We start from the raw sequence: 23,208 nt of genomic DNA, 5'->3' as shown, positions 1-23,208 counted from the left end.
GCGGTCCCGGATGCTGTGCTCCCGGCCGAGGCTACGGTCGCGCCCGCCGCCGGCCCATGGGGAGAACTCCCCGTGTGGACGCAAGGACGATGGGGAGGAACGGCCGCGGGGTCCGCCTCGTCACACGGCCGCTCCCGCACCGCCGGCGGCCGGGGCCGCCCTCGTAGACTGGCCGGCGTCCCGCTCAGCCGTCGAAGGAGCCCCTCCGTGCCCCCGAAGTCCCATCGGGTCCTCTCTCCCGAGCTGCGCGAGGTCTACGCCGCGCTCCTCCGGCGCGCCCCCGAGAACCGCATCGAGCCGGACCTCTCCCGCATCCGGAGGGTCATGGAGCTCATGGGGGACCCGCAGCGCTCCTACCGCACCGTGCGCATCGCCGGGACGAACGGCAAGACCACGACCGCGCGGATCCTCGAGCGGATCCTCCGCGAGGCGGGCCTGCGCACGGGTCGCACCACGAGCCCGCACCTGCACTCCCCGGCGGAGCGGATCGCGATCGACGGCGAGGCGATCGACGACGAGGGCTTCGTCCAGGCCTACGAGGACGTCCTGCCCTTCGCGCTGATCGTCGACGAGGAGTCCGCCGCGGCGGGCGGCCCCCCGCTGACCTTCTTCGAGTACCTCACCGCCATGGCGTTCCAGGCCTTCGCCTCCGCCCCCGTGGACGTGGCCGTCGTCGAGACGGGCCTCGGCGGGACCTGGGACGCGACCGGTGTCGCGGATCCGGACGTCGCCGTGATCACCCCGATCGGTCTGGACCACCAGGAGTACCTGGGGGACACGATCGAGCTGATCGCGGGGGAGAAGGCCGGGATCCTCACCGAGCGCGCCATCGCCGTGCTCGGGGCGCAGGTCGAGCCCGAGGCCATGGACGTGCTGCGCGAGCGGGTCACGGAGCTCGGCGCGGAGGCCGCCGTGCAGGACGAGCAGATCGGCGTCATCGCCCGCACCCCGGGCGTGGGCGGCCAGATGCTCACGCTCCAGGGGATCGCGGGTCGCTACGAGGAGGTGTTCCTGTCGCTGCTCGGCGAGCACCAGGCGAGCAACGCGCTGCTCGCGGTCGCCGCCGCGGAGGCGCTGCTGGGCGGGGGCACGATCCCGCTGGACGGCGAGATGCTCTCCGCCGCGCTCTCGACGGTGACCTCGCCGGGTCGCGCCGAGGTCGTGCGGCAGTCGCCGACCATGATCGTCGACGCCGCCCACAACCCGGCGGGCGCGGAGACCCTCGTCGCGACCGTCCGCGAGAACTTCCGCTTCACCCGCACCGTCGGCATCGTCGGCATCCTCCAGGAGAAGGACGCCGAGCAGATCCTGGCCGTGCTCGAGCCGCTCCTGGACCAGGTCGTCGTGACGGCGTCCTCCTCCCCGCGCGCCATCCCGGCCGACGTCCTCGCCGACCTCGCCCGGGACGTGTTCGACGACGAGGACCGGGTCGTCGACACCGCGAGCCTGCCCGACGCGATCCAGCTCGCGGTGGACCTCGCCGAGCAGGAGGGCGACCAGTTCGGCGGCGTCGTCGTCGCCGGGTCGGTGACCCTCGCCGCCGAGGTCCGCGAGCTGCTCGGCGCGGAGGGGGAGTGACCATGGCCGATCGCACCGCCGGCGCGCCCCGCCGCTCCCCGCTCGCCGCGCTCGCGCCCTCGGGGCGCGCGCACGGCGCCCAGCGCATGTTCGCCGCGACGACGCTCACCGTCGAGGCGGTCGTCGTGTTCTTCGCCGTCCTCGTCGCGCACCAGCTGGTGCCGGACGAGCGCGCCCTCACCTGGACCTGGGGTCTGCTCACCGTGCTCGCGCTCGTCGCCTGCGGCGGCCTGCTGCGGCGCGGCGCGTGGCCCTACCTGGTGGGCGTCGCGCTGCAGGTGCCCGTCATCCTGCTGGGGCTCCAGGTGGGGCTGATGTGGGTGGTCGGCACCTTCTTCGCCCTGCTCTACGTCTACGGCCTGTTCGCGGGGCACCGCTTCGACGCGGAGAAGGACGCCGTGGACGCCCGGGTCCTCGCCGAGCGCGGGGCCGACGGCGCCGAGGACGCCGACCGCTGAGCTCCGTCCCCTCGGCGCCCGGCGTCGGGGGAGGGGCGTCGGCCGTCCCAGTCCGCGTCGCCGGTACCCTGGTGCCATGACCGCACAGCGCACCCTCGTCCTGCTCAAGCCCGACGCCGTCCAGCGCGGCCTGCGTGGGGAGATCATCCGTCGCATCGAGGCGAAGGGCTACGACATCGTCGCCCTCGCCCAGCGCACCGCCACCGCCGAGGAGCTCGCCGCCCACTACGCCGAGCACGAGGGCAAGCCCTTCTACCCCGGCCTCGTGGAGTACATGGGCGCCGCCCCGCTCGTCGCCCTCGTCGTCGAGGGCGTCGAGGTCATCGCGGGCTTCCGCTCCCTCGCCGGGGCGACCAACCCCACCGCCGCCGCCCCGGGGACCATCCGCGGCGACCTCGCCCGCGAGCAGGACCTCCCCGTCATCCAGAACCTCGTGCACGGCTCCGACTCCGAGGAGTCCGCCGCTCGCGAGATCGGCATCTGGTTCCCCGAGCTGGGCTGATCCGCCCCGTCCCGGGCGCTCCGGCGCCCACCGAGCGATGAGAACTCCGTCGCACTGCGCCGCGCCCGCCCGGATCTCCCGGTCACGGGCGGGCTCGGCGTGCACAATGTGGGAATGACCATGACGCTGGTGACCGTCGTCTTCCTCCTGGTCGCCCTGGTGGTGGCCCTGGTGATCCTCGCCGCCGTCGCGCTGCCCAACCTGCGCGGTGACCGCGACGGGGATCCTGCCGCGTATTTCCAGGCGAGCGCGGAGCGCCGCTCCGCCGCGCGTCACAGCTCGCGCACCTCCCGCACGGACGTCTCCGGACGCTCGGGGACCGCGGATTCCTGATCCCGGGTCCGGGACGCCTCCCGGGGACCGCCGCCTAGACTGGCCGCTGGCCCGCCGCTTCGACCGGCTTCCCCGACCTCGGAGGTGACCCGTGGATCCGAACGACATCCTCGCCCTGATCGCCGGAGGCGGTGGCGTCTTCCTGGTGATCGGCGCCGGCGCCTGGGCCGTGCTGCGCGGCCGGGGCGGCAAGAGCCCCGACGCCGGCACGGACGACCAGCAGGGCCCCGAGGGCACCGGCTCGACCGGGGCGCCGACCGCCACGAAGGAGCGCCCCGCGGCGCCCACCTGGGCGGACACGCTCTCCGCACCGGCCGAGCCCGCGGCGCCGCCCGCCGAGGACACCGCCGCCGCCCCCACCGAGGACGCCCCGACCGCCGAGGCGCCCGAGCAGACCGCCGCACCGGCGGGCGACGAGGCGACCCGCGCCGACGCGCCCACCGCGGCGGAGCCCGCGACGGCGGCCGTCGAGCCCGATGCCGCGGAGCCTGCCGCGCAGCCCTCCGCGCAGGAGTCGGCCGAGGAGTCCGCCCCGGTCGAGGACGTCGCCGGCACCCCCACCACCGAGCGCCCGTCGGTCGCGGTCATCGAGACCCCCGAGGCCCCGCAGGACCGCATGGTCCGCCTCCGCGACCGGCTCTCCCGCTCCGGCTCGATCGGCCGCGGCATCCTCGGGCTGCTCACCCGCTCCACCGTCGACGAGTCCACCTGGGACGAGATCGAGGAGACGCTGCTGCTCGCGGACCTCGGCCCCGACGCGACCGACGAGCTGCTCGCGAACCTCCGCCGCCGCATCCAGGTGCTCGGCACCGAGGACCCGGCCGCCGTGCGCGAGGTGCTCCGCGAGGAGCTCGTGGGCCTCGTGGACCCGCAGCTGGACCGCCGGATCGCCGCGACCGTGCGCACCGCGCCGGACGGCGAGACCGTCCCCTCCGTCATCCTCATGGTGGGTGTCAACGGCACCGGCAAGACCACGACCGTCGGCAAGCTCGCCCGCGTGCTCGTGGCCGCGGAGCGCAGCGTCGTCCTCGGCGCGGCGGACACCTTCCGCGCCGCCGCCGCGGACCAGCTCGCCACCTGGGGCTCCCGCGTGGGGGTCGACACCGTGCGCTCGGACAAGGACGGCGCCGATCCCGCCGCCGTCGCCTTCGACGCCGTGAAGCAGGGCATCGACCAGGGCGTCGACGTCGTCATCATCGACACCGCGGGGCGCCTGCAGAACAAGAAGGGCCTCATGGACGAGCTCGGCAAGGTACGCCGGGTCGCGGAGAAGGGCCTGCACGGCGACCAGGTCGCCGAGGTCCTGCTCGTCATCGACGCCACCACCGGGCAGAACGGCATGCAGCAGGCGCGCGTGTTCTCCGAGGCCGTGAACATCACCGGCATCGTCCTCACCAAGCTCGACGGCACCGCGAAGGGCGGCATCGTCGTCAACGTGCAGCGCGAGCTCGGCGTGCCCGTGAAGATGGTGGGCCTCGGCGAGGGGATGGACGACCTCACCCCCTTCGACACCTACTCCTTCGTGGACGCCCTGCTGGGCGACTGAGCCACGGATCCGGCGAGGGCCGGTGCGCGTCCCCGGCCAGGGGCGCGCACCGGCCCTTCCTCGTCCCCCGGGCTCCGGGGCCCCGGGGAGACCCTGTCGTGTCCACCGTCCGGATCGTCGTATCACGGAATGATCACGGCGCCCTCTCGGCATAGGCGAATCTCGGCAGTGCTCACACCATGAGACACACGACCGATCCGGTCGGACGGTCCGTGCGCAGGCGCGCCGGCACCGCCCACTGAACAATCTGGAGCCGACATGGAGTCCTTCACCCTCGACACGGGGGCGACCGCGTGGATCCTCGTCAGTGCCGCCCTGGTGCTGCTGATGACCCCCGGTCTCTCCCTGTTCTACGGAGGCATGGTGCGTGCGCGCACCGTCCTCAACATGATGCTGATGTCCTTCGGGGCGATGGCCGTCGTCGCGATCGCCTGGGTCCTCGGCGGCTACTCGATCGCCTTCGGCAGCGACATCGGCGGGCTCTTCGGCAACCCGCTCGAGTTCCTCGGCCTCTCCGGCACCGACGAGCAGTCGATCCTCGCCGGGAGCGGCGTGCCCTTCCTCGTCGCCGCCGGGTTCCAGATGACCTTCGCGATCATCTCCACCGCGCTGATCTCCGGCGCGATCGCCGATCGCGTCAAGTTCGGCACCTGGATGGTCTTCGCGCTCGTGTGGGTGCTCGTCGTGTATGCACCCCTCGCGCACATGGTGTGGGGCGGCGGCCTGCTCGGCGCCGACGGCATCTTCGCCTCGATCGCGGAGCCCGTCGATTTCGCCGGCGGCACCGTGGTCCACATCAACGCCGGCATGGCGGGCCTCGTCCTCGCGATCGTCGTCGGCGCCCGCAAGGGCTTCGGCAAGGAGCCGATGAAGCCCCACAACCTGCCGCTGGTCATGCTCGGCGCCGCGCTGCTGTGGTTCGGCTGGTTCGGCTTCAACGCCGGCTCCGCCGGCACGGCCGACGGCACCGCGGGCCTCGCCTGGGTCAACACGACCGTCGCGACCGCGGGCGCCATGCTCGGCTGGGCGCTCATCGAGAAGATCCGCGACCGCCACGTGACGAGCCTCGGCATGGCCTCGGGCGTCGTCGCCGGTCTGGTCGCGATCACCCCGGCGGCCGCCGCGCTGAACCCGGTCACCTCGATCGTCCTGGGTCTCGTCGCCGGCATCGCCTGCGCCCTCGCCGTGGGCCTGAAGTACCGCTTCGGCATCGACGACTCGCTCGACGTCGTGGGCGTCCACCTCGTGGGCGGCCTCGTGGGCACCGTGCTCATCGGCGTCCTCGCCTCCGACGGCGGCCTGATCTTCGGCGGCGGCGTGAGCCTGCTGCTGGTGCAGATCCTCGTCGCGGCCTCCGCGCTCGTCTTCTCCGGCGTGCTCACCCTGGTGATCGCCCTGGCCCTGAAGTACACGATGGGCTGGAGGATCTCCGAGGCCGACGAGGCCGCCGGCATCGACATCACCCACCATGCGGAGTCCGGATACGATCTGGGCAGCTCGCTGATCACCCGGCGTGACCGCATCGCCCCGGCACCGGCGGCCCCCGCCGCGCCGACCGGCTCGGCGCCCACCCCGTCGACCACCGAGGACCCGCAGCCCGCCACCGCAGGAGACGCCCGATGAAGCTCATCACCGCCATCATCCAGCCGCACGCCCTGCAGGCGGTCACCGACTCCCTGCGCGAGTACGGCGTCAGCGGTCTGACCATCACGGAGGTCGCCGGATGGGGCCGCCAGGGCGGTCACACCGAGGTCTACCGGGGCGCGGAGTACACGATCGACACCATCCCCAAGGTGAAGGTCGAGGTGCTCGCCGATCCCGCCGACGAGAAGGACATCATCGACCTCGTCGTCGCCTCCTCCCGCACCGGCCGCATCGGCGACGGGAAGGTGTGGACCACCGAGGTCGGCACCGTCGTCCGTGTCCGCACCGGTGAGCGGGACGCGGATGCCCTCTGAGGAGCTCCCCGGCCGCCGGTTGACCCAGGTCCTCCACGCCGGCTTCGCGGATCCCACCGCCGGCCCCCAGCGCAGGCTCGATCAGGCGTCGCTCGTCGACTCCTGGCTGATCGAGCTCTGGCAGGGGGCCGGCGCCCCCGCGTCCGGCGCGGCGCTCGCGGCGATCGGCTCGCTGGGCCGGCGCGACCTGGGCCCCGGCAGCGACCTGGACCTCGTGCTCCTCGTGGACACCGAGGTGATGAGCGCCGAGGAGTCCGCCCGGCTCGCGAGCGCCCTGTGGTACCCGATCTGGGACTCCGGCACCTCGCTCGACCATGCGATGCGCAGCCCGCTCGAGTGCGAGCAGGTGGCCCGTGAGGACCTCCGCGCCGCGATCTCCCTCCTGGACCTGCGGCTCGTCGCGGGGCAGGCGGAGCTCGTGGACGACGCCGCGCACCGCGTGCGCGGGCAGTGGCGGCGCGGGGCGCGACGCCGCATCGGTGAGCTCGTGGACCTCGCCCACGACCGCTCCGACCGGTACGGCCCCCTCGCCCACTCCACGGAGCCGAACCTCAAGTCCGATCGCGGCGGCCTGCGGGACGTGACCGTGATCCGCGCGATCGCGGAGAGCTGGCTCGCGGACCACGACCACGCGGTGGTCGACTCCGCCGCCCGGGTCCTGCTCGACGCCCGGGACGCGCTGCAGGCCGTCACCGGGAAGTCCGGGACGCGGCTGGGCCGCGCTGACCAGGACGCCGTCGCCGCGCTCACCGGCCACGCCACCGCGGACGACCACCTCGCGGTGCTCGCCGAGGCCGCCCGCGCGGTGAGCTGGGAGCTGCACCGCACGATCCGCGCCGCGGAGGCGGCCGTCGCCCCCGGCGGCTCCTCGACCCGCGGCCAGGGCTCCGAGCGCCGGCCCGCGATCACGCGCGTGGGCAACGGTGTGATCGTGCAGGCGGGGGAGATCTCCGTGGACCCGCGCGGCACCGACCCGCTGCGAGACCTCGCCGCGGTCCGTCACGCCGCGACCACGGGCCTGCCGCTCGCGGACGCGACCCTGGACCGCATCGCCCAGAGCCCCGAGCGTCCGCTCTCCGCCGCCCAGCGGGACGTGTTCGTCGACGCCCTCGCAGGGGAGCACATCGCCGACGTCTACGAGGCCCTCGACGTCAAGGGCATCTTCGAGCGCTGGGTGCCGGGCTGGCACGACGTGCGCAACCGCCCGCAGCGCTCCGCGGTGCACCGCTTCACCGTGGACCGCCACCAGATCGAGACGGTCAAGGAGGTCCAGCGCTTCCTGCCGAAGGTCGCCCGACCGGACCTCCTGCTCATCACCGCGCTCGTCCACGACCTCGGCAAGCGGGCCGACGCCCGCGACCATGCCGCGGAGGGTGCTCCGCTCGCGGAGGCCGCCGCCCGTCACCTCGGCTTCGACGAGACGGACACGCGCACCATCACGACCCTCGTGCGTGAGCACCTGACCCTCGTGGCGCTCGCGACGGGCCGCGACCTCGCCGATCCGGCGACGCTCCAGGACCTGCTGACGAAGATCCGCTTCGACCCGACGATCCTCGAGCTGCTCCGCGCGCTCACCGAGGCGGACGCCATCGCGGCCGGCCCCGCCGCCTGGTCCACCTGGCGCTCGACCCTCGTCGACCACCTCACGGACCTCGCCCGGGACGCCCTCACGGGCAGCTCTCCCGCCCCGCGCCTGCTGCTCACGCCGCAGCGCTCGGTGCAGGAGGCGGTGCGTGCCTCCGTGGAGCGCAGCGGCAGCGCGCAGGTGCTGTACCCGGCGCCCACCGAGGACGAGCCGATCTCGCAGATCTGCCTGGGCGCGCCCGATGGTGCCGGCGTGTTCGCGGCCATGGCGCGTGTGCTCGCCCGCCAGCGGATCGACGTGCGCAGCGCCGTCGTCGTCACGATGAACGGGATCGCGGTGAACACCTGGTGGGTCTCCGGCACGCAGGAGGACCTCCCGCACCCCACCGTGCTGCGCCAGGCGCTGGATCGGGAGCTCAAGCACCGCGACCGGGCGGACGCCCGCGTGCTCGAGCTGCCGCCCGCCCCGCCGCCCCGCACCACGGACGACACGCCCGTCGTCACCCTGCTGCCGGGCGCCTCGAGCGAGGCGACCGTCGTGCAGGTCAACGCCCGCAACCGTCCGAGCCTGCTCGCGGACGTCGCGGAGACGATCACGGTGCACCGCCTGCAGCTGCGCAGCGCGCACGTGATGACGCTGGGTCAGCGCGCGATCGACGTGCTGTACCTGACCGACGAGCGGGGTCGCGCGCTGGACGCGCCGACCGTCGGCCGCATCATCGCCGGCCTCATGGACGCCGCCGCGACCTGATCGGGCTCCCGTCCCCGGGGAGCAGCTCCCCGGGGGTAGGGTCCTGGGCACGGGACGGACCATCGCGAGGAGGCGGTCGGCGATGCAGGAGCAGGAGAGCCGGAGGCCCCGGCTGCGGCGCGCACCGTCGCTGCCCGAGGTGTTCCCGGGGCAGAACGAGCGGGCCGACGGCATCGAGATCGCCTACGAGTCCGGGGCGACGGAGCACGTCGACCCGACAACGGGATCGTCGTTCCTGGACAGCGGGACGATCACGCTCACCACGTCGGCGTCCGACGAGGGAGACGCGCCGGCCGACCGGTCCTGACCGCTCCCGACGGTCGGAGGGGCGGCGGACCAGGCCGATGCACGGCGTGACATCGGCGACGGCCAACCGTCGGACCCGGCGCCGCCCGGTTACCGCACCTCGCGCCCTCCCCCTCCAGCTCCAGGGCGATCACGCCCCCACGGGCCGCCGGCGACGGGCACCAGGCGCGAGGGCGCTCCTGTGTCCCTCGACTCCGCGGGCACCGTGCGCCTCGGTCTCCCCGGGCATGGCCACTACACTGGGGCGGTCCACACGACCTAGGGGAAGCTCTTCGTGTTCAACAACCTCTCCGATCGCATCACCGCCAGCCTCAAGGGGCTGCGCGGTCACGGCCGTCTCACCGAGGCCGACGTCGACAAGACCGTCCGCGAGATCCGCCGCGCCCTGCTGGACGCCGACGTCGCCGTCCCGGTGGTGCGCGAGTTCACCGCCCGGGTGCGCGAGCGCGCGCTGGGCGAGGAGGTCTCCAAGGCCCTCAACCCGGCGCAGCAGGTCGTCAAGATCGTCAACGACGAGCTGGTGCAGATCCTCGGCGGCGCCACCGGCGAGCTCCACTTCGCCAAGAACCCGCCCACCGTGATCATGCTCGCGGGCCTCCAGGGCGCCGGCAAGACGACCCTCGCGGGCAAGCTCGCCCGCTGGATGAAGTCCGAGGGCCACACGCCGATGCTCGTCGCGGCGGACCTCCAGCGACCCAACGCCGTCAACCAGCTGCAGATCGTCGGTGAGCGGGCCGGCGTGCCGGTCTTCGCGCCGGAGCCCGGCAACGGCGTGGGCAACCCCGTGCTCGTCGCCATGAACGGCGTCTCCACCGCCCAGTTCCAGCAGCACGACGTCGTCATCGTCGACACCGCGGGCCGCCTCGGCATCGACGAGGAGATGATGCAGCAGGCGCGGGACATCCGCGACGCCGTCAACCCGCACGAGACCCTGTTCGTCGTCGACGCGATGATCGGCCAGGACGCCGCCCGCGTGGCCGAGGCGTTCCGCGACGGCGTCGGCTTCTCCGGCGTGGTCCTCTCCAAGCTCGACGGGGACGCCCGCGGCGGTGCGGCGCTCTCGATCACCGGGGTCACCGAGCGGCCGATCCTCTTCGCCTCCACCGGTGAGGGCCTCGAGGACTTCGAGCGCTTCCACCCGGACCGCATGGCCAACCGCATCCTCGACATGGGCGACGTGCTCACCCTCATCGAGCAGGCGGAGAAGAGCTTCGACCAGGCGGAGGCCGAGAAGGCCGCGAAGAAGCTCGCGAGCGGCGAGGACTTCACCCTCGACGACTTCCTGACCCAGATGCAGCAGATCAAGAACATGGGCAGCATCAAGAAGATGCTGGGCATGCTGCCGAACATGGGCCAGTACCGCGAGGCGCTGGACAGCTTCGACGAGCGCGAGGTGGACCGCATCGAGGCGATGATCCGCTCGATGACCCCCGCGGAGCGCAACGACCCCAAGATCATCAACGGCTCGCGCCGCAACCGCATCGCCAAGGGCTCCGGCACCACCGTGCAGGCCGTCAACCAGCTCCTCGAGCGGTTCAAGCAGGCCCAGCAGATGATGCGCACCATGGGCAAGGGCATGGCCGGCGGCGGCATGCCGGGGATGCCCGGCGGCCCCGGCATGGGCATGGGCAAGAAGTCCCGCGGCAAGCAGCAGGCGCCCAAGCAGGCCAAGAAGGCCAAGTCGAAGAACCCGGCGAAGGCCGCGCGCGAGCAGGCCGAGGCCGCGAAGAAGGCGAGGTCCGGCGAGGGCCAGGGCGGATCCGCCTTCGGTGGCGGCGCCCCGTCCGGCCAGGACGTGGCGGACTTCGACCCCGGCCAGCTCCCGCCGGAGATGCAGAAGCTGCTCGGCGGCCGCTGAGCCCGTCGGCGCCTCCGGGCGGCGGGAGTCGCTAGCCTCGGGGCATGCGCACCGAAGCACGCTCCGCACACGCCGCCCGTGAGGCCTTCTCCGCCGGGCTCCGCCCCGGTACGGAGAGCCCGTCCTACGCACGGGAGGCGCCGGACCACACCGTTCTCCACCTCACGGGCCCGGTCCTGACCGGCCCCGATCAGGAGATCGGCGGCGCCTGGGTCGTCGGAGGCAGGATCCACCACGAGCGCCCCGAGCTGCCCGCCGGGACGGAGATCCGGGAGATCGACGGCGTCGTCGTCCCCGGCCTCGCGGACCTGCACTGCCACATCGGCATCAGCGACGAGGGCACTGCCACGAGCCTCGACGAGGCCAGGGCGCAGGCCCGCACCGACCGCGACACCGGGGTGCTGCTAATACGCGACGCCGGATCGATCACCGACACCGCACCCCTGCAGGGGGAGACGGACCTCCCGCGGATCATCCGCGCCGGCCGGCACGTGGCCCGCACCCGCCGCTACCTCATCGGCTACGCCCACGAGGTGGACCCCGAGGACCTGCCCGCGACGGTCGCCGCCGAGGCGGAGCGCGGCGACGGCTGGGTGAAGCTCGTGGGGGACTGGATCGACCGAGGCGTGGGGGACCTGACGCCCACCTGGTCCGGGGAGGACTTCCGGGCCGCCGCCGAGGCCGCGCACGCCCACGGCGCCCGCATCACCACCCACACCTTCGACGAGGAGACGCTCCCGCTCGTCCTCGACGCCGGCTTCGACTGCCTCGAGCACGCGACCGGCCTCACCGCGGGGACGATCTCCCGCGCCGCCGCGGCCGGCGTCCCGGTCGTCACCACGCTCGTGAACGTCGACGAGTTCGAGACGTACGCGAGCCAGGGCGAGCGGAAGTTCCCCGCCTACGCCGCCCACATGCGGCGCCTGCGCGCGGCCCGCCACGAGCGCACTCGCGACGCGCACGACGCCGGAGTGCAGCTGCTGACCGGCACCGATGCCGGGGGAGTGCTCGGCCACGGCATCATCCACGACGAGCTCGACGCCCTTGCCGCCTGCGGGCTGGACGCCGCCGCGATCCTCGACGCGGCCACCTGGGCGCCGCGCGCCTACCTGGGCGTGCCCGGCCTCGAGGACGGCGACCCCGCGGACCTGCTCGTCCTGCCCGGCGACCCGCGGACCGACCACCGGGTGCTGCGCGAGCGCCGCCACGTCGTCCTCGCAGGTCGCGTCGTGGCCTGAGCCCGGGGCACGGTAGCGTGCAGGGATGCACTCCGACGACGCAGCGCACCCCGGCCCGACCACCGGAGGGACCGACACGATGCCCCCGCCCCGCTGGAAGCTCATCGGCCCCGGCCTGGTGGTCGCCGCGACCGGGATCGGCGCGGGCGACCTCGTCGCGACCCTCGTCGCGGGCTCCCGCTACGGCTACGCCCTGCTGTGGGCGGCCGTCGCGGGCGTGATCATCAAGATCGTGCTCGTCGAGGGCGCGGGCCGCTGGACCCTCGCCACCGGGCACACGATCTTCGAGGGCTGGCGGCGCGTGGGCCGCTGGACCTCCTGGTACTTCGGGCCCTACATCATGATCTGGGGCTTCGTGTACGGGGCGACCGCCATGAGCGCCTCCGCCCTGCCGCTCGCGGCGCTGGTCCCGCAGCTGCCGGGACTCGGGGACGTCGGCTGGATCGCGGACATGCCCTTCATCGTCTACGCGATCCTCTCGGGCCTGATCGGCGCCGCGCTCGTCTGGATGGGCCGCTACCACCGGCTCGAGAATCTCGTCGCGGTGCTCGTCGGCATCATGTTCCTCACGGTCGTCGGCGCCGCCGTCGTGACCCTGCCGAACATCCCGCAGATCATCGGCGGGCTCGTCCCGCGCATCCCCGACGGAGGCCTGCTCTACACGCTCTCCATCGCGGGCGGCGTCGGCGGCACGATCACGCTCGCCGCCTACGGCTACTGGCTCGCGGAGAAGGGCTGGTCCACGCCGCGCTGGATGAAGGTCATGCGGATCGACAACGCGATGGCCTACGTCATCTCCGGCGTCTTCGTCGTCGCGATGCTGATCGTGGGTGCGGAGCTGCTGTACTCCTCCGGCGTCGCGATCGACGAGGGCGACCGCGGTCTGCTCGACCTCTCCGACGTGCTCGCCGCGCGCTACGGCACCGCCTTCAGCTGGGTGTTCCTGCTGGGGTTCTGGGCCTCGTCGTTCTCCTCCGTGCTCGGCGTCTGGAACGGCGTGTCGATCATGTTCGCGGACTTCTGGGGCCACGTGCGCGGCAAGGAGGAGGGGCATCCGGACCGGCAGATCGGCGGGCGCTACTACCGCTTCTACATCCTCTGGCTCACCTTCCCGCCGATGCTCCTGCTGCTGCTCGGAAAGCCGGTGCAGGTGATCATCGCCTACGGCGTGCTGGGCTCGTTCTTCATGCCCTTCCTCGCGATCACGCTGCTCGTGCTCATGAACTCCCGGCACATGCCCGCGGCCTGGCGCAACCGCCCGCTGGGGAACATCGTCCTCGGCGTCGTGACGCTGCTGTTCGTGGTGCTCGGCGTCAATCAGCTCGTCGATGCGATCGCCGGTTGACCGGGTGCGGGGGAGCGGCGGAGCGCTGTGCCCCGCCGCACATCCCTCCCGGGTGGAACCGGTCGGGGGCGAGCTGGCATAATCACTCCCTGTATGCGCCGCGACCGGCCCTCTACCCGTCGCGGCACAGCACCCCGAGCACCGTCAGCGCCCGCATACCCCACAGGCAGCGGCGGGACTCACCCGAACATCCTGAAGGAGAGTCCACACACGTGGCTGTCAAGATCCGTCTGAAGCGCATGGGCAAGATCCGTGCACCGTTCTACCGCGTCGTGGTGGCCGATTCGCGCAAGAAGCGCGACGGTGCCGTGATCGAGGAGATCGGCAAGTACCACCCCACCGAGAACCCCTCGTTCATCGAGATCCAGTCCGAGCGTGCGCTCTACTGGCTCGGCGTGGGCGCGCAGCCCACCGAGCAGGTCGCCGCGCTGCTGAAGATCACCGGCGACTGGCAGAAGTTCAAGGGTGAGGGCGACGCCGCCGGCACCCTGAAGACCGCGGAGGCGAAGAAGTCCGCCGAGGAGCTCATCGCGGAGGCCGACAAGGCCGCCTCCACGTCCCGTGAGGGCGCGAAGAAGGCCAAGGCCGAGGCGGAGGCCCCCGCGGCCGCCGACGAGGTCGAGGCCGGCTCCGAGGAGGCCCCCGCCGAGGGTGAGTCCACCGAGGACGCCGCGGCCGCCGCCGACGAGGCCTGAGATGAGCTCTCGCGCCGAAGCCCTCGACCATCTGGTCCGCGGGATCGTCGACAGCCCCGACGAGGTCCAGGTGACCGAGAAGTCCACCCGTCGCGGTCCGCTGCTCGAGGTGCGGGTCGGCCCCGCCGACCTCGGTCGCGTGATCGGGCGCTCGGGCCGCACCGCCCGGGCCCTGCGCACCGTCACGGCGGCGCTGTCGGACGATGACGTGCGTGTGGACATCGTCGACGTCGACCGGCGCTGAGGTGCCTCACCCCTCTCACGAGAGCGGCATGGCCGGGTCCGCCCGGCGATGCCGCTCTCGTGCGTTGCCCGGCCGGAGGGCCTCGCTCTCCCGGACGGTGACGGGGACGCTCGCCGTCCTCACCGCGGCCGCGCTGATCTCCGGCTGCGACCCCGTCGGCGCGACCGGCGGCTCCGACGCGGGGGCCGGGAGCACCGGTCCCTCCACGGACCCGTCCCGCACCGCCGCGTGCACACGCTTCTTCGGGGACGCCGACTACGACGAGGCCCCGGCCTGGCGCGTTCTCGAGGCCGCCGCCGTGATCACCTCCACCGATGACGGCCCCTCCGACGGCAGCCCGGCGACCGCCGTCGCGAGCGGGGTCGAGACCGCCTTCGCCGACGCCCCGGAGGACACCCGTGGGGCCGCGGCCGACGTCGCGACCTGGCTGCGCACCGCTCCCGCCCCGGGGGAGCACGCCGACCTCGACACCTTCGCGGTCACCTGGCGGGGTCTCGCCGAGTCCTGCACCCCCGACTCGACGGCGGCCACCTGGGCCGCCGGCCACGGCCAGCAGGGCGCCAAGCCCGCGGCGCTCGTGTGCGCGGAGACCTTCACGGCCCCCAGCACGCTGAGCGTCTTCGCGGACCGCGAGCAGGTCGCCCCGCACCTGACCGCGATCGCCGGCGCCTCCCCGCAGGCCGTCCCCAAGAGCGCCGCGACCGAGGTCGCCGAGGCCTCCGACCTGCTCACCGCGCAGAGCGTCGCCGTGGACGATCCCGCGGTCGCCGCCGCGCTGCGCGAGGTGCGCACCCCCTTCCAGGACGCGCTGCAGGGAGACCTCGACTCGCCCGGGCTCCACGACCCCCTCACCGAGCTCGGCGCGGCCTGCACCGCGGCCGGCTACGACGTCCCCGACCCGCTCGCGGGCGCGGACCCCGACCCTTCCGACGGAGGAACCGCATGAGCACCCGAGAGGTCATCGTCGCGACGATCGCCCGCGCCCACGGACTGCGCGGGGAGGTGGGGCTGATCCTGCGCACCGACGTTCCCGAGGAGCGCATCGTCCCCGGCGCCGTCTTCACCGCGGTGACCGCGGGAGGGGAGCGCACGCTCACCGTGGCCTCGGTGCGCAGCCAGCAGGACCGCTGGTACGTGCGCTTCGACGAGGTCGCCGACCGCACCGACGCCGAGTCGCTGCGCGGCGTCGAGCTCCCGATGACCGTCGACGAGGAGGTCGAGGCGGAGGAGGACCCCGACGCCTGGTACCCCGATCAGCTGACGGGCCTCGCGGTGCGCCACGTGGACGGTCGCGAGCTGGGCACCGTCGTCGACGTCCAGCACTACCCGGCCCAGGACCTGCTCGTGGTGCGCACCCCTCAGCGCGCCCGCGTGCAACTGCCGCTCGTCGAGGAGCTCGTGCCGGAGGTCGACCTCGAGTCCGGTGTGGTGATCGCCGACCCCCCGGGCGGCCTCTTCGAGGAGCTGCCCGCCGACGTCGATGACGAAGCCGGTCGGGGCTGACCCGTGCGCATCGACGTCCTCACGCTCTTCCCGGAGTACCTCGCCCCGCTCGAGCTCTCGCTGATCGGGAAGGCCCGTCGCGAGGGGATCGTGGACCTCCACGTCCACCAGCTGCGGGACTTCACCCACGACCGCCACCGCACCGTGGACGACACGCCGCTCGGCGGCGGCGCCGGCATGGTCATGAAGCCCGAGCCGTGGGCGGAGGCCTTCGCGGCCGTGCAGGCCGCGGGCCGCGCGGAGCTGGGCGAGCAGGCACGCCCGCTGGTCGTCTTCCCGAACCCGGCCGGGGCGCCCTTCGCGCAGGCGACCGCCCAGGAGTGGTCGGGGCGGGACTGGATCGTCTTCGCCTGCGGGCGCTACGAGGGCATCGACGAGCGCGTCTACGAGCATCTCGCGGACGGCGGCGTCGAGGTGGCCCTCGCGAGCCTCGGCGACTACGTCCTCAACGGCGGCGAGGTCGCGGTGCTCGCGATCACCGAGGCGATCGTGCGCCTGGTGCCGGGCGTCGTCGGCAACGCGGAGAGCCTCGTCGAGGAGTCCCACTCGGAGGGCCTGCTCGAGTACCCGCTGTACACCCGTCCGGCGTCCTGGACGGATCCCGACGGCACCCTCCGCGAGGCGCCGGAGATCCTGCTCTCGGGGGACCACGGCCGCATCGCCGCCTGGAGGCGCGAGCAGTCCCTCGCCCGCACCGCGCAGCGCCGGCCGGACCTCCTCGAGGCGTCCGAGCGGCGCGGCGACGCCGGGGCCGTGACCAAGCCGACACGGTGACCGCCCGCTGACCAGCGTGTTCGGCGGGCCCGATGCTTGCCGCGGCCCGTGTGCGCTGGCACAATGGGTCCTCGTGCGTGTCGCGCGCCCCCCTGCCTCAGGGGAGGGGCGCAGGAAGCGGCCGGGCAGGTCCGTGGCGATGGGAGTCGCCGCCAGAGGCCCAGCACACCGGCACGAGGGGTCCGCCCCTCGCCGGATCGATGGTTCATCACGGTCCCCCGTCCCGGGAGACCCGCGAACATGCTGTCCGACCTGAGGCGGAGGGCTGGAGAAGAACGATGCAGAAGCTCGACGAGCTCGACAAGGCGTCCCTGCGCGAGGACATCCCCGCGTTCCGCGCCGGTGACAACGTCAAGGTCCACGTGAAGGTCATCGAGGGCAACCGCTCCCGTGTCCAGGTCTTCCAGGGCTACGTCATCGGCCGCCAGGGCCACGGCGTGGGCGAGACCTTCCGGGTCCGCAAGATCTCCTTCGGCGTCGGCGTGGAGCGCGTGTTCCCCGTGCACGCCCCGACCATCGAGAAGATCGAGGTCGTCACCCGCGGCGACGTGCGCCGCGCGAAGCTGTACTACCTGCGCAAGCTCACCGGCAAGAAGGCCCGCATCAAGGAGAAGCGCGAGCACTCCTGAGCCACGGCTCTCCCGGTGACCGATCAGGTCCACGACGGACGGCGGCGATCCCACCTCACGGTGGCGGTCGCCGCCGTCCTCGTCGTGCTGCTCCTGCTCGGCGCCCTGCTGGTGCGCCAGTTCGTGGCCCAGCCGTTCACGGTGCCCTCGGCCTCGATGGAGCCCGCCCTGCAGCCCGGCGACCTGATCCTCGCGGACCGCTCCGACCGCGACACCGCCGAGCGCGGCCAGGTCGTCGTGTTCGACGGCTCCGGCTACTTCGGGACCGACGGCGCCGGGGCGAGCGGCCGCTTCTGGGTGAAGAGGGTGATCGCCGTGGGCGGTGACCGCGTCACCTGCTGCACGGACGCCGGGGCGATCACGGTGAACGGGGAGGCGCTCGAGGAGCCGTACCTCCCCGCGGGCACCGTCCCGAGCGAGATCCCCTTCGACCTCGAGGTGCCCCAGGGGCGCATGTTCGTGCTCGGCGACAACCGGGGCGATTCCACGGATTCGCGGAACCTGCTCGGCGCGCCCGGCGGCGGGATGATCCCCGTCTCGCGGGTCGTGGGGAGCGTCGACGCGATCGCCTGGCCGCTCTCGCGCCGCGGCGCGCTCTGACCGGGGTGATCGGGTCACGCGGTGTCCCTCGCCGTGGCGCGGCGGGGCCATGCAGGAACCGCGGCTAGGATCGCGGTGATGAACGAGCCCGATGAACCCCGCAGCGACGTGACCTCCCCGGAGGCGCACGGCGACGCCGAGCACTCCCACCGCGCCGGCGCCCCGCGGGCGGCCCGCGAGCGCCGACGGATGCCGCTCTGGCTCGACATGGTCGTCACCATGGCGGTCGCACTGGTCATCGCGGTGCTCGTGAAGACCTTCCTGATCCAGCCGTTCTACATCCCGTCCGAGTCGATGAGCCCCACCCTCGAGACGAACGACAAGATCCTCGTCTCCAAGCTGACCCCCGGGGTCTTCGACCTCCAGCGCGGCGACGTCGTCGTCTTCGCGGACCCGGGGAACTGGGTCGAGGGGGACGCGACGGAGGACCCCACCCCGCGGGTGCGTCTGATGATGCTGCTGAGCCTCGTCGGCCTCGCACCGGATCCCTCCCAGGACCACCTCGTCAAGCGCCTCATCGGCCTCCCGGGCGACCACGTCGTCTGCGAGTCCGCGGACTCGCAGCTCGAGGTGAACGGCGTCGCCCTCGACGAGCCCTACATCAACCCGGCGACCACCGCCTGCCAGGGCGCCTTCGACGTCACGGTGCCCGAGGGGAAGGTGTGGGTCATGGGCGACAACCGGCACGCCTCCGCCGATTCGGCCTGGCACGAGATCCAGGGCGAGGACGGCTTCGTCCCCCTCGACGACGTCACCGGCACCGCCGAGGTCGTCTTCTGGCCCGCGAGCCGCTGGACGGGTCTGAACGACGGCCACGACGCCTTCTCCGACGTCCCCGACCAGCCGTGAGCCCGGCCGGCCCGGCCGTCGTCCCCACTCTCGACGTCGAGCGCGCCCTCGCCGCCGCCTGCGGCCCGGGGGAGCGGATCGTCGTCGGCATCGACGAGGTGGGCCGCGGCGCCCTCGCGGGCCCCGTGACCCTCGGCGCCTGCGCCGTGCGCGCCGTGGACGGCGAGATCACGCCGCTACCCGCAGGGGTCCGCGACTCCAAGCGCCTCACCGCGCGTCGCCGCGAGGCGCTCGTGGAGCCGATCCGCGAGAGCGCCCTCGCCGTCGCGACCGGCTGGGCGAGCGCCGCGGAGATCGACGAGGCGGGCATCATGACGGCCCTCACCCGGGCCGCGCTGCGAGCGCTGGACGGCCTCGAGCTCCCCGACGGCGCACGGATCGACGCGATCCTGCTCGACGGCGACGCCGACGTGCTCACCCCCGCGCTCGTCTCCCGCGGCGGGCACGTCCCGCGGATCGCGCTGCAGGTCAGCGCCGACCGCGACTGCGCGAGCGTCGCCGCGGCGAGCGTCGTCGCGAAGGTCGCGCGGGACGCCCACATGGTCGCGCTGGACGAGGAGCTGCCCGCCTACGGCTGGGCGGGGAACAAGGGCTACGGCTCCGCCGCCCACCGGGAGGCGATCGACGCCCTCGGTGCGAGTGACCACCACCGCCGCAGCTGGCGCCTGGGCTCCGCGCCGAAGCCCGCCCGGTCACCTGCCCCCGCTCCGGTCCGGTCGTCGGCGCGCGTCCAGGCTCCGGTGAGGCAGGCCCCTCTCACTGGCGTACTGTGGGACGACCCTGATCCCGGGACCGGCGTGGAGGAGCGAGAGTGAACAGTCAGGACCTCGAGAACTACGAGTCGGATCTCGAGCTTCAGCTCTTCCGGGAGTACCGCGACGTCGTCAGCCTCTTCACCTACGTGGTCGAGACGGAGCGCCGCTTCTACCTCGCCAACCAGGTGGATCTGCAGGTGCGCTCCGCGGGCGGCGAGGTCTTCTACGAGCTGCGCCTCGCGGACGTCTGGGTGTGGGACATCTACCGCTCCCACCGCTTCGTGCGGTCCGTGCGCGTGGTGACCTTCAAGGACGTGAACATCGAGGAGCTGTCCAAGCCGGACATCTCGCTGCCCTGACGCGGCATCCGATCGTTCCTCCCCAACGGCCCTCCGTCCCCAGTCCGGGATCCGAGCGGGCGCGGGAGCCTGGCACCGCCCAGGCTGTCCCGCATGAACAGCGCCACCGCCGCCGGCGGACCCCGGACCGAGGCCCCCTCCCATGCCGCAGGGCGACCACCGACCGCGCAGGGGCCCGCTCCTGCCCTCGTCCCGCCGCCCCTGCCGCCGCGTCCTCCCCGCCCCCTACGCTCCCTCTCCACGGCGGAGCTCGGCCGCCGCGGGGAGGACATCGCCGCTGAGCGTCTCGAGGCCGAGGGATGGCTCGTCGTGGAGCGGAACCTGCGCCTCGGCCGGCGCGGCGAGCTCGACATCATCGCCCTGGACGGGGACACCCTCGTCTTCGTCGAGGTGAAGACGCGCCGCAGCTTCGTCACCGGGGTCCCGCAGGCCGCGGTCACCCCGGACAAGCTCGCGCGGCTGCGCCGCCTGGTCGGCACCTATCTGATGGAGCGCTCGACCCCGCATCGCGACGTGCGCATCGACGTGATCGCCGTGCACGTGCACCTCGACGGCACGGTGCTCGTCGAGCACCTGCGGGCGGTCGGCTGAGATGGGCCAGGCGCGCACGCTCTCGGTCGCGCTCACGGGGCTCGAGGGGACGCTCGTCGAGATCGAGGCCGACGTCTCCCCGGGGCTCCCCGCCTTCTCCCTCGTGGGACTGCCCGGACCCTCGACGCTGCAGGCCCGTGAGCGGGTGCGGGCCGCCTCCGCGCGCAGCGGGATCCACCTCGCCCAGCGCCGGCTGACGGTCAACATGACCCCCGCCTGGATCCCCAAGCACGGATCGGGCTTCGACCTCGCGATCGCGATCGCCCTCGTCGCCGCGCAGGGCGACCTGCCCTCCCGGGGCATCGAGCGCACCGTCCACCTCGGCGAGCTGGGTCTCGACGGCCGGCTGCGGCCCGTCCCCGGTGTGCTCCCCGCACTCGTCGCCGCCCGCGGCCTCGGGATCGACCGTGCCGTGGTGCCGCTGGAGAACCTCGCCGAGGCCCGGCTCGTGGACGGCATCTCGGTGGACGCCGCCGGGGACCTCGCGACGGTCCTGCACCGCTGGGGCGCCCGGATCACCCCGGGCCCGGACCCCACGGACCGTCCGGGCGGGGGCGACGACGGCGGCCCCGATGGGAGGGACGGGGCGGACGCCGACGGCACCGGTCCCCGCTCCACCCTGGACTTCCGCGACGTGCTCGGGCAGGAGCAGGCCCGCTTCGCCGCCGAGGTCGCCGCCGCGGGCGGCCATCACCTGCTGCTCACCGGGCCGCCCGGAGCGGGGAAGACGATGATCGCCGCCCGGATCCCCGGGATCCTCCCCGATCTCGATACCGAGGACTCCCTCGCGGTCTCCGCCATCCACTCCGTCTGCGGGCGCTTCGACGCGCGCCAGGGGCTGCGACGGCGCCCGCCGTTCGAGAGCCCCCACCACACCGCCACGGCCGCCGCCGTAGTGGGAGGCGGATCGGGGATCGCCCTGCCCGGTGCGATCTCCCGCGCCCACGCCGGCGTGCTCCTGCTCGACGAGGCGCCGGAGTTCCCGGCGCGGGTGCTCGAGGCGCTGCGGGAGCCGCTCGAGACCGGCGACATCACGCTCCACCGCTCGGGCGGCGCCGCCCGCTATCCCGCACGCTTCCAGCTCGTGCTTGCCGCCAACCCGTGCCCCTGCGGCATGTCGTACGGGCACGGGGAGGCCTGCAGCTGCTCGCCCCTTCAGCGCCGCCGGTACCTCCACCGCCTCTCGGGCCCGATCATGGACCGCATCGACATGCGCCTCGACGTCCCACCCGTGGACGTGCACCTCCTCGACGGCGCGGCGGGGGAGTCCTCCGCCGAGATCGCGCTCCGGGTCGCCGCGGCCCGCGAGCGCCAGCGACGGCGCTTCGCCGACAGGCCCTGGCACCTGAACTGCCAGATCCCCGGGCCGGACCTGCGCCGTGACCTCGCCCCCGAGCCCTCCCAGTCCCGACTGCTCGACCACGCCCTCGCCCAGGGACGGCTCTCGCTGCGCGGCCACGACCGCGTGCTGCGCCTCGCCTGGACCCTTGCGGATCTCACCGGCGCCGAGAGGCCCGAGGCCGAGCACGTCGGCACCGCCCTCACCCTCCGTGACGAGGACCGACGATGAGCGGCCCCTCCCCGGACCTCCTGGCCCGCGTCACCTGGTCACTCATCGCCGAGCCCCTCGACGAGGTCGCCCTCGCGCTGCGCCGGCACTGCGGGCCGGTCGACGCCCTCGACCTGGCCCGCACCGGGACCGCCCGGGAGCTCCTGCGCCGCACCGGGACAGAGCCGAGACCGGGTGCCGAGCGCGCGGCGACGGAGGCGCTCTCCCGCTGGCGGCACCGGCTGAGCTCGCTCGACGTCGGCGCGGTGCTCGCCGACGCGGGCCGGCGCCGGCTGCGGGTGCTCACCCCCGAGGCCCCCGATTGGCCCGGGCAGCGGCTCGCGGACCTCGCGCACGAGCAGCCGTCCTGCCTGTGGCTGCGCGGGGACGGCGACCTCGGCGAGCTGCTGGGACGCCCCGTCGCGGCGATCGTGGGCTCCCGCGCCTCGACCCGCTATGGGGAGGACGTCGCGACCTCGTTCGCCGCCGGTCTCGCGGCGAGGGGTGCGGCCGTCCTCTCCGGCGGCGCCTACGGGATCGACGCCTCCGCGCACCGCGGAGCGCTCCATGCGACCGGCGGCGCGACGGCGGCGGTGCTCGCGGGCGGGCTGGACCGCCTGTACCCGCGGGGCAACAGCGACCTGCTCGAGCGGATCGCCGCGCGCCACGTGCTGATCTCCGAGGCGCCGCCGGGTACGGCCCCCACGCGCTGGCGGTTCCTCGCCCGCAACCGCCTCATCGCGGCGCTCGCGGACGCGACCGTGGTGGTCGAGGCGTCCTGGCGCTCCGGGGCGCTCTCCACCGCGCGCCGGGCCGATTCCCTGCGACGCGTGGTCGCGGCCGTGCCCGGACCGGTGACCTCCGCGGCGAGCGCCGGCTGCCACCGGCTGCTGCGGGAGAGCGACGCCGTGCTCGTGACCGAGGTGCAGGACGTCCTCGAGCTGCTGCCCGGCGGGGACCCCGCGGGGGAGGGCGGCTTCGCCGTGCAGGACCGGCTGGACCTTCTCGAACCCGCGGACCGCCGGGTCCTCGACGCGGTGCCTCCCCGCTCCTCCCTCGACCTGGCCGGCATCGTCCGCGAGGTCGCGCTCCCCGAGCCGCAGGTGGCCGGAGCGATCGCGAGGCTCGAGCTCCTGGGCCACGTGGAGCACGCCGGGGACCGGATCCGGCGCCCCCGGCCGGAGCGGCGGGAGTAGGGCATGG

At 73.8% G+C, this 23,208-nt stretch carries 25 protein-coding genes; all 25 read left to right on the top strand.

Annotation, left to right across the window (positions count from 1 at the left end; all coding sequences use genetic code 11):
- Positions 1–207: 207 nt before the first annotated feature.
- The 25 genes from C1N80_RS13850 (at position 208) to dprA (ending at position 23,201) form a co-directional block, all read left to right on the top strand.
- Entirely contained in the window at positions 208–1,578 is a 1,371-nt protein-coding gene (locus C1N80_RS13850; protein WP_137771310.1) for a folylpolyglutamate synthase/dihydrofolate synthase family protein, read from the top strand.
- 2 nt (positions 1,579–1,580) lie between these two features.
- Positions 1,581–2,036, top strand: a complete 456-nt coding sequence (locus C1N80_RS13845) for a DUF4233 domain-containing protein (protein ID WP_137771309.1) — start codon at positions 1,581–1,583, stop codon at positions 2,034–2,036.
- Between the two features lie 76 nt (positions 2,037–2,112).
- A complete protein-coding gene (gene ndk / locus C1N80_RS13840) occupies positions 2,113–2,538 on the top strand; it encodes a nucleoside-diphosphate kinase (RefSeq protein WP_137771308.1) in 426 nt (141 codons plus the stop codon).
- A 114-nt stretch (positions 2,539–2,652) separates the two neighbouring features.
- Positions 2,653–2,871 (top strand): hypothetical protein, encoded by a 219-nt coding sequence (locus C1N80_RS13835; protein ID WP_137771307.1) that lies wholly within the window; start codon positions 2,653–2,655, stop codon positions 2,869–2,871.
- 91 nt (positions 2,872–2,962) lie between these two features.
- Positions 2,963–4,417, top strand: a complete 1,455-nt coding sequence (gene ftsY, locus C1N80_RS13830) for a signal recognition particle-docking protein FtsY (protein ID WP_137771306.1) — start codon at positions 2,963–2,965, stop codon at positions 4,415–4,417.
- A 258-nt stretch (positions 4,418–4,675) separates the two neighbouring features.
- Positions 4,676–6,040: an ammonium transporter gene (locus C1N80_RS13825; RefSeq protein WP_137771305.1), complete on the top strand. Its 1,365-nt coding sequence runs from the start codon at positions 4,676–4,678 to the stop codon at positions 6,038–6,040.
- Complete coding sequence (locus tag C1N80_RS13820) at positions 6,037–6,375, top strand: P-II family nitrogen regulator (protein WP_137771304.1); 339 nt, start codon at positions 6,037–6,039, stop codon at positions 6,373–6,375. Before C1N80_RS13825 ends, C1N80_RS13820 begins: the two co-directional genes overlap by 4 nt.
- Complete coding sequence (locus tag C1N80_RS13815) at positions 6,365–8,710, top strand: HD domain-containing protein (protein ID WP_137771303.1); 2,346 nt, start codon at positions 6,365–6,367, stop codon at positions 8,708–8,710. Before C1N80_RS13820 ends, C1N80_RS13815 begins: the two co-directional genes overlap by 11 nt.
- A gap of 82 nt (positions 8,711–8,792) precedes the next feature.
- Entirely contained in the window at positions 8,793–9,017 is a 225-nt protein-coding gene (locus C1N80_RS13810) for a hypothetical protein (RefSeq protein ID WP_137771302.1), read from the top strand.
- A 273-nt stretch (positions 9,018–9,290) separates the two neighbouring features.
- Entirely contained in the window at positions 9,291–10,874 is a 1,584-nt protein-coding gene (gene ffh, locus C1N80_RS13805; protein WP_137771301.1) for a signal recognition particle protein, read from the top strand.
- Positions 10,875–10,918: 44 nt separating this feature from the next.
- Positions 10,919–12,112 (top strand): amidohydrolase family protein, encoded by a 1,194-nt coding sequence (locus C1N80_RS13800; protein WP_137771300.1) that lies wholly within the window; start codon positions 10,919–10,921, stop codon positions 12,110–12,112.
- 25 nt (positions 12,113–12,137) lie between these two features.
- On the top strand, positions 12,138–13,457 hold the full coding sequence (locus C1N80_RS13795) for an Nramp family divalent metal transporter (RefSeq protein WP_137771299.1): 1,320 nt from the start codon (positions 12,138–12,140) through the stop codon (positions 13,455–13,457).
- Positions 13,458–13,669: 212 nt separating this feature from the next.
- Positions 13,670–14,152 carry a 30S ribosomal protein S16 gene (rpsP, locus tag C1N80_RS13790; RefSeq protein WP_137771298.1) on the top strand — a complete coding sequence of 161 codons (483 nt, stop codon included), beginning with the start codon at positions 13,670–13,672 and terminating at the stop codon, positions 14,150–14,152.
- A 1-nt stretch (position 14,153) separates the two neighbouring features.
- Complete coding sequence (locus C1N80_RS13785) at positions 14,154–14,396, top strand: RNA-binding protein (RefSeq protein WP_137771297.1); 243 nt, start codon at positions 14,154–14,156, stop codon at positions 14,394–14,396.
- Between the two features lie 97 nt (positions 14,397–14,493).
- On the top strand, positions 14,494–15,342 hold the full coding sequence (locus tag C1N80_RS13780) for a hypothetical protein (protein ID WP_137771296.1): 849 nt from the start codon (positions 14,494–14,496) through the stop codon (positions 15,340–15,342).
- Positions 15,339–15,899, top strand: coding sequence for a ribosome maturation factor RimM (rimM, locus tag C1N80_RS13775; protein WP_137771295.1), 561 nt, complete (start codon positions 15,339–15,341; stop codon positions 15,897–15,899). The genes C1N80_RS13780 and rimM overlap by 4 nt, the downstream gene beginning before the upstream one ends.
- Before the next feature lie 3 nt (positions 15,900–15,902).
- Positions 15,903–16,673: a tRNA (guanosine(37)-N1)-methyltransferase TrmD gene (gene trmD / locus C1N80_RS13770; RefSeq protein ID WP_137771294.1), complete on the top strand. Its 771-nt coding sequence runs from the start codon at positions 15,903–15,905 to the stop codon at positions 16,671–16,673.
- A 278-nt stretch (positions 16,674–16,951) separates the two neighbouring features.
- Entirely contained in the window at positions 16,952–17,302 is a 351-nt protein-coding gene (gene rplS, locus C1N80_RS13765) for a 50S ribosomal protein L19 (RefSeq protein WP_103385149.1), read from the top strand.
- 15 nt (positions 17,303–17,317) lie between these two features.
- Complete coding sequence (gene lepB, locus C1N80_RS13760) at positions 17,318–17,902, top strand: signal peptidase I (protein ID WP_240811145.1); 585 nt, start codon at positions 17,318–17,320, stop codon at positions 17,900–17,902.
- 78 nt (positions 17,903–17,980) lie between these two features.
- Positions 17,981–18,751 carry a signal peptidase I gene (gene lepB, locus C1N80_RS13755; RefSeq protein ID WP_137771293.1) on the top strand — a complete coding sequence of 257 codons (771 nt, stop codon included), beginning with the start codon at positions 17,981–17,983 and terminating at the stop codon, positions 18,749–18,751.
- Positions 18,748–19,566, top strand: a complete 819-nt coding sequence (locus C1N80_RS13750) for a ribonuclease HII (RefSeq protein WP_137771292.1) — start codon at positions 18,748–18,750, stop codon at positions 19,564–19,566. The genes lepB (C1N80_RS13755) and C1N80_RS13750 overlap by 4 nt, the downstream gene beginning before the upstream one ends.
- Positions 19,563–19,865, top strand: coding sequence for a DUF2469 domain-containing protein (locus C1N80_RS13745; RefSeq protein WP_137771291.1), 303 nt, complete (start codon positions 19,563–19,565; stop codon positions 19,863–19,865). The genes C1N80_RS13750 and C1N80_RS13745 overlap by 4 nt, the downstream gene beginning before the upstream one ends.
- 93 nt (positions 19,866–19,958) lie before the next feature.
- Positions 19,959–20,456: a YraN family protein gene (locus tag C1N80_RS13740; protein ID WP_137771290.1), complete on the top strand. Its 498-nt coding sequence runs from the start codon at positions 19,959–19,961 to the stop codon at positions 20,454–20,456.
- 1 nt (position 20,457) lies between these two features.
- Positions 20,458–22,026 (top strand): YifB family Mg chelatase-like AAA ATPase, encoded by a 1,569-nt coding sequence (locus C1N80_RS13735; protein ID WP_137771289.1) that lies wholly within the window; start codon positions 20,458–20,460, stop codon positions 22,024–22,026.
- Positions 22,023–23,201, top strand: coding sequence for a DNA-processing protein DprA (gene dprA, locus C1N80_RS13730; protein WP_137771288.1), 1,179 nt, complete (start codon positions 22,023–22,025; stop codon positions 23,199–23,201). The genes C1N80_RS13735 and dprA overlap by 4 nt, the downstream gene beginning before the upstream one ends.
- The last annotated feature ends 7 nt before the right edge of the window (positions 23,202–23,208 follow it).

Origin of the sequence: Brachybacterium sp. SGAir0954 (assembly GCF_005490785.1) — a bacterium.
GTDB classification, from domain to species: domain Bacteria; phylum Actinomycetota; class Actinomycetes; order Actinomycetales; family Dermabacteraceae; genus Brachybacterium; species Brachybacterium rhamnosum.
Note: the sequence above shows the minus strand (reverse complement) of the source record. Positions and strands in the feature narration are given on the sequence as shown.

Excerpts from the sequence above, each read along its gene's own strand:
- C1N80_RS13845 (WP_137771309.1), top strand. The coding sequence starts at position 1,581 with ATGGCCGATCGCACCGCCGGCGCGCCCCGCCGCTCCCCGCTCGCCGCG.
- ndk (WP_137771308.1), top strand. The coding sequence starts at position 2,113 with ATGACCGCACAGCGCACCCTCGTCCTGCTCAAGCCCGACGCCGTCCAG.
- C1N80_RS13835 (WP_137771307.1), top strand. The coding sequence starts at position 2,653 with ATGACCATGACGCTGGTGACCGTCGTCTTCCTCCTGGTCGCCCTGGTG.
- C1N80_RS13825 (WP_137771305.1), top strand. The coding sequence starts at position 4,676 with ATGGAGTCCTTCACCCTCGACACGGGGGCGACCGCGTGGATCCTCGTC.
- C1N80_RS13820 (WP_137771304.1), top strand. The coding sequence starts at position 6,037 with ATGAAGCTCATCACCGCCATCATCCAGCCGCACGCCCTGCAGGCGGTC.
- C1N80_RS13815 (WP_137771303.1), top strand. The coding sequence starts at position 6,365 with ATGCCCTCTGAGGAGCTCCCCGGCCGCCGGTTGACCCAGGTCCTCCAC.
- C1N80_RS13810 (WP_137771302.1), top strand. The coding sequence starts at position 8,793 with ATGCAGGAGCAGGAGAGCCGGAGGCCCCGGCTGCGGCGCGCACCGTCG.
- C1N80_RS13800 (WP_137771300.1), top strand. The coding sequence starts at position 10,919 with ATGCGCACCGAAGCACGCTCCGCACACGCCGCCCGTGAGGCCTTCTCC.
- C1N80_RS13795 (WP_137771299.1), top strand. The coding sequence starts at position 12,138 with ATGCACTCCGACGACGCAGCGCACCCCGGCCCGACCACCGGAGGGACC.
- C1N80_RS13785 (WP_137771297.1), top strand. The coding sequence starts at position 14,154 with ATGAGCTCTCGCGCCGAAGCCCTCGACCATCTGGTCCGCGGGATCGTC.
- rimM (WP_137771295.1), top strand. The coding sequence starts at position 15,339 with ATGAGCACCCGAGAGGTCATCGTCGCGACGATCGCCCGCGCCCACGGA.
- rplS (WP_103385149.1), top strand. The coding sequence starts at position 16,952 with ATGCAGAAGCTCGACGAGCTCGACAAGGCGTCCCTGCGCGAGGACATC.
- lepB (WP_137771293.1), top strand. The coding sequence starts at position 17,981 with ATGAACGAGCCCGATGAACCCCGCAGCGACGTGACCTCCCCGGAGGCG.
- C1N80_RS13740 (WP_137771290.1), top strand. The coding sequence starts at position 19,959 with ATGAACAGCGCCACCGCCGCCGGCGGACCCCGGACCGAGGCCCCCTCC.
- C1N80_RS13735 (WP_137771289.1), top strand. The coding sequence starts at position 20,458 with ATGGGCCAGGCGCGCACGCTCTCGGTCGCGCTCACGGGGCTCGAGGGG.
- dprA (WP_137771288.1), top strand. The coding sequence starts at position 22,023 with ATGAGCGGCCCCTCCCCGGACCTCCTGGCCCGCGTCACCTGGTCACTC.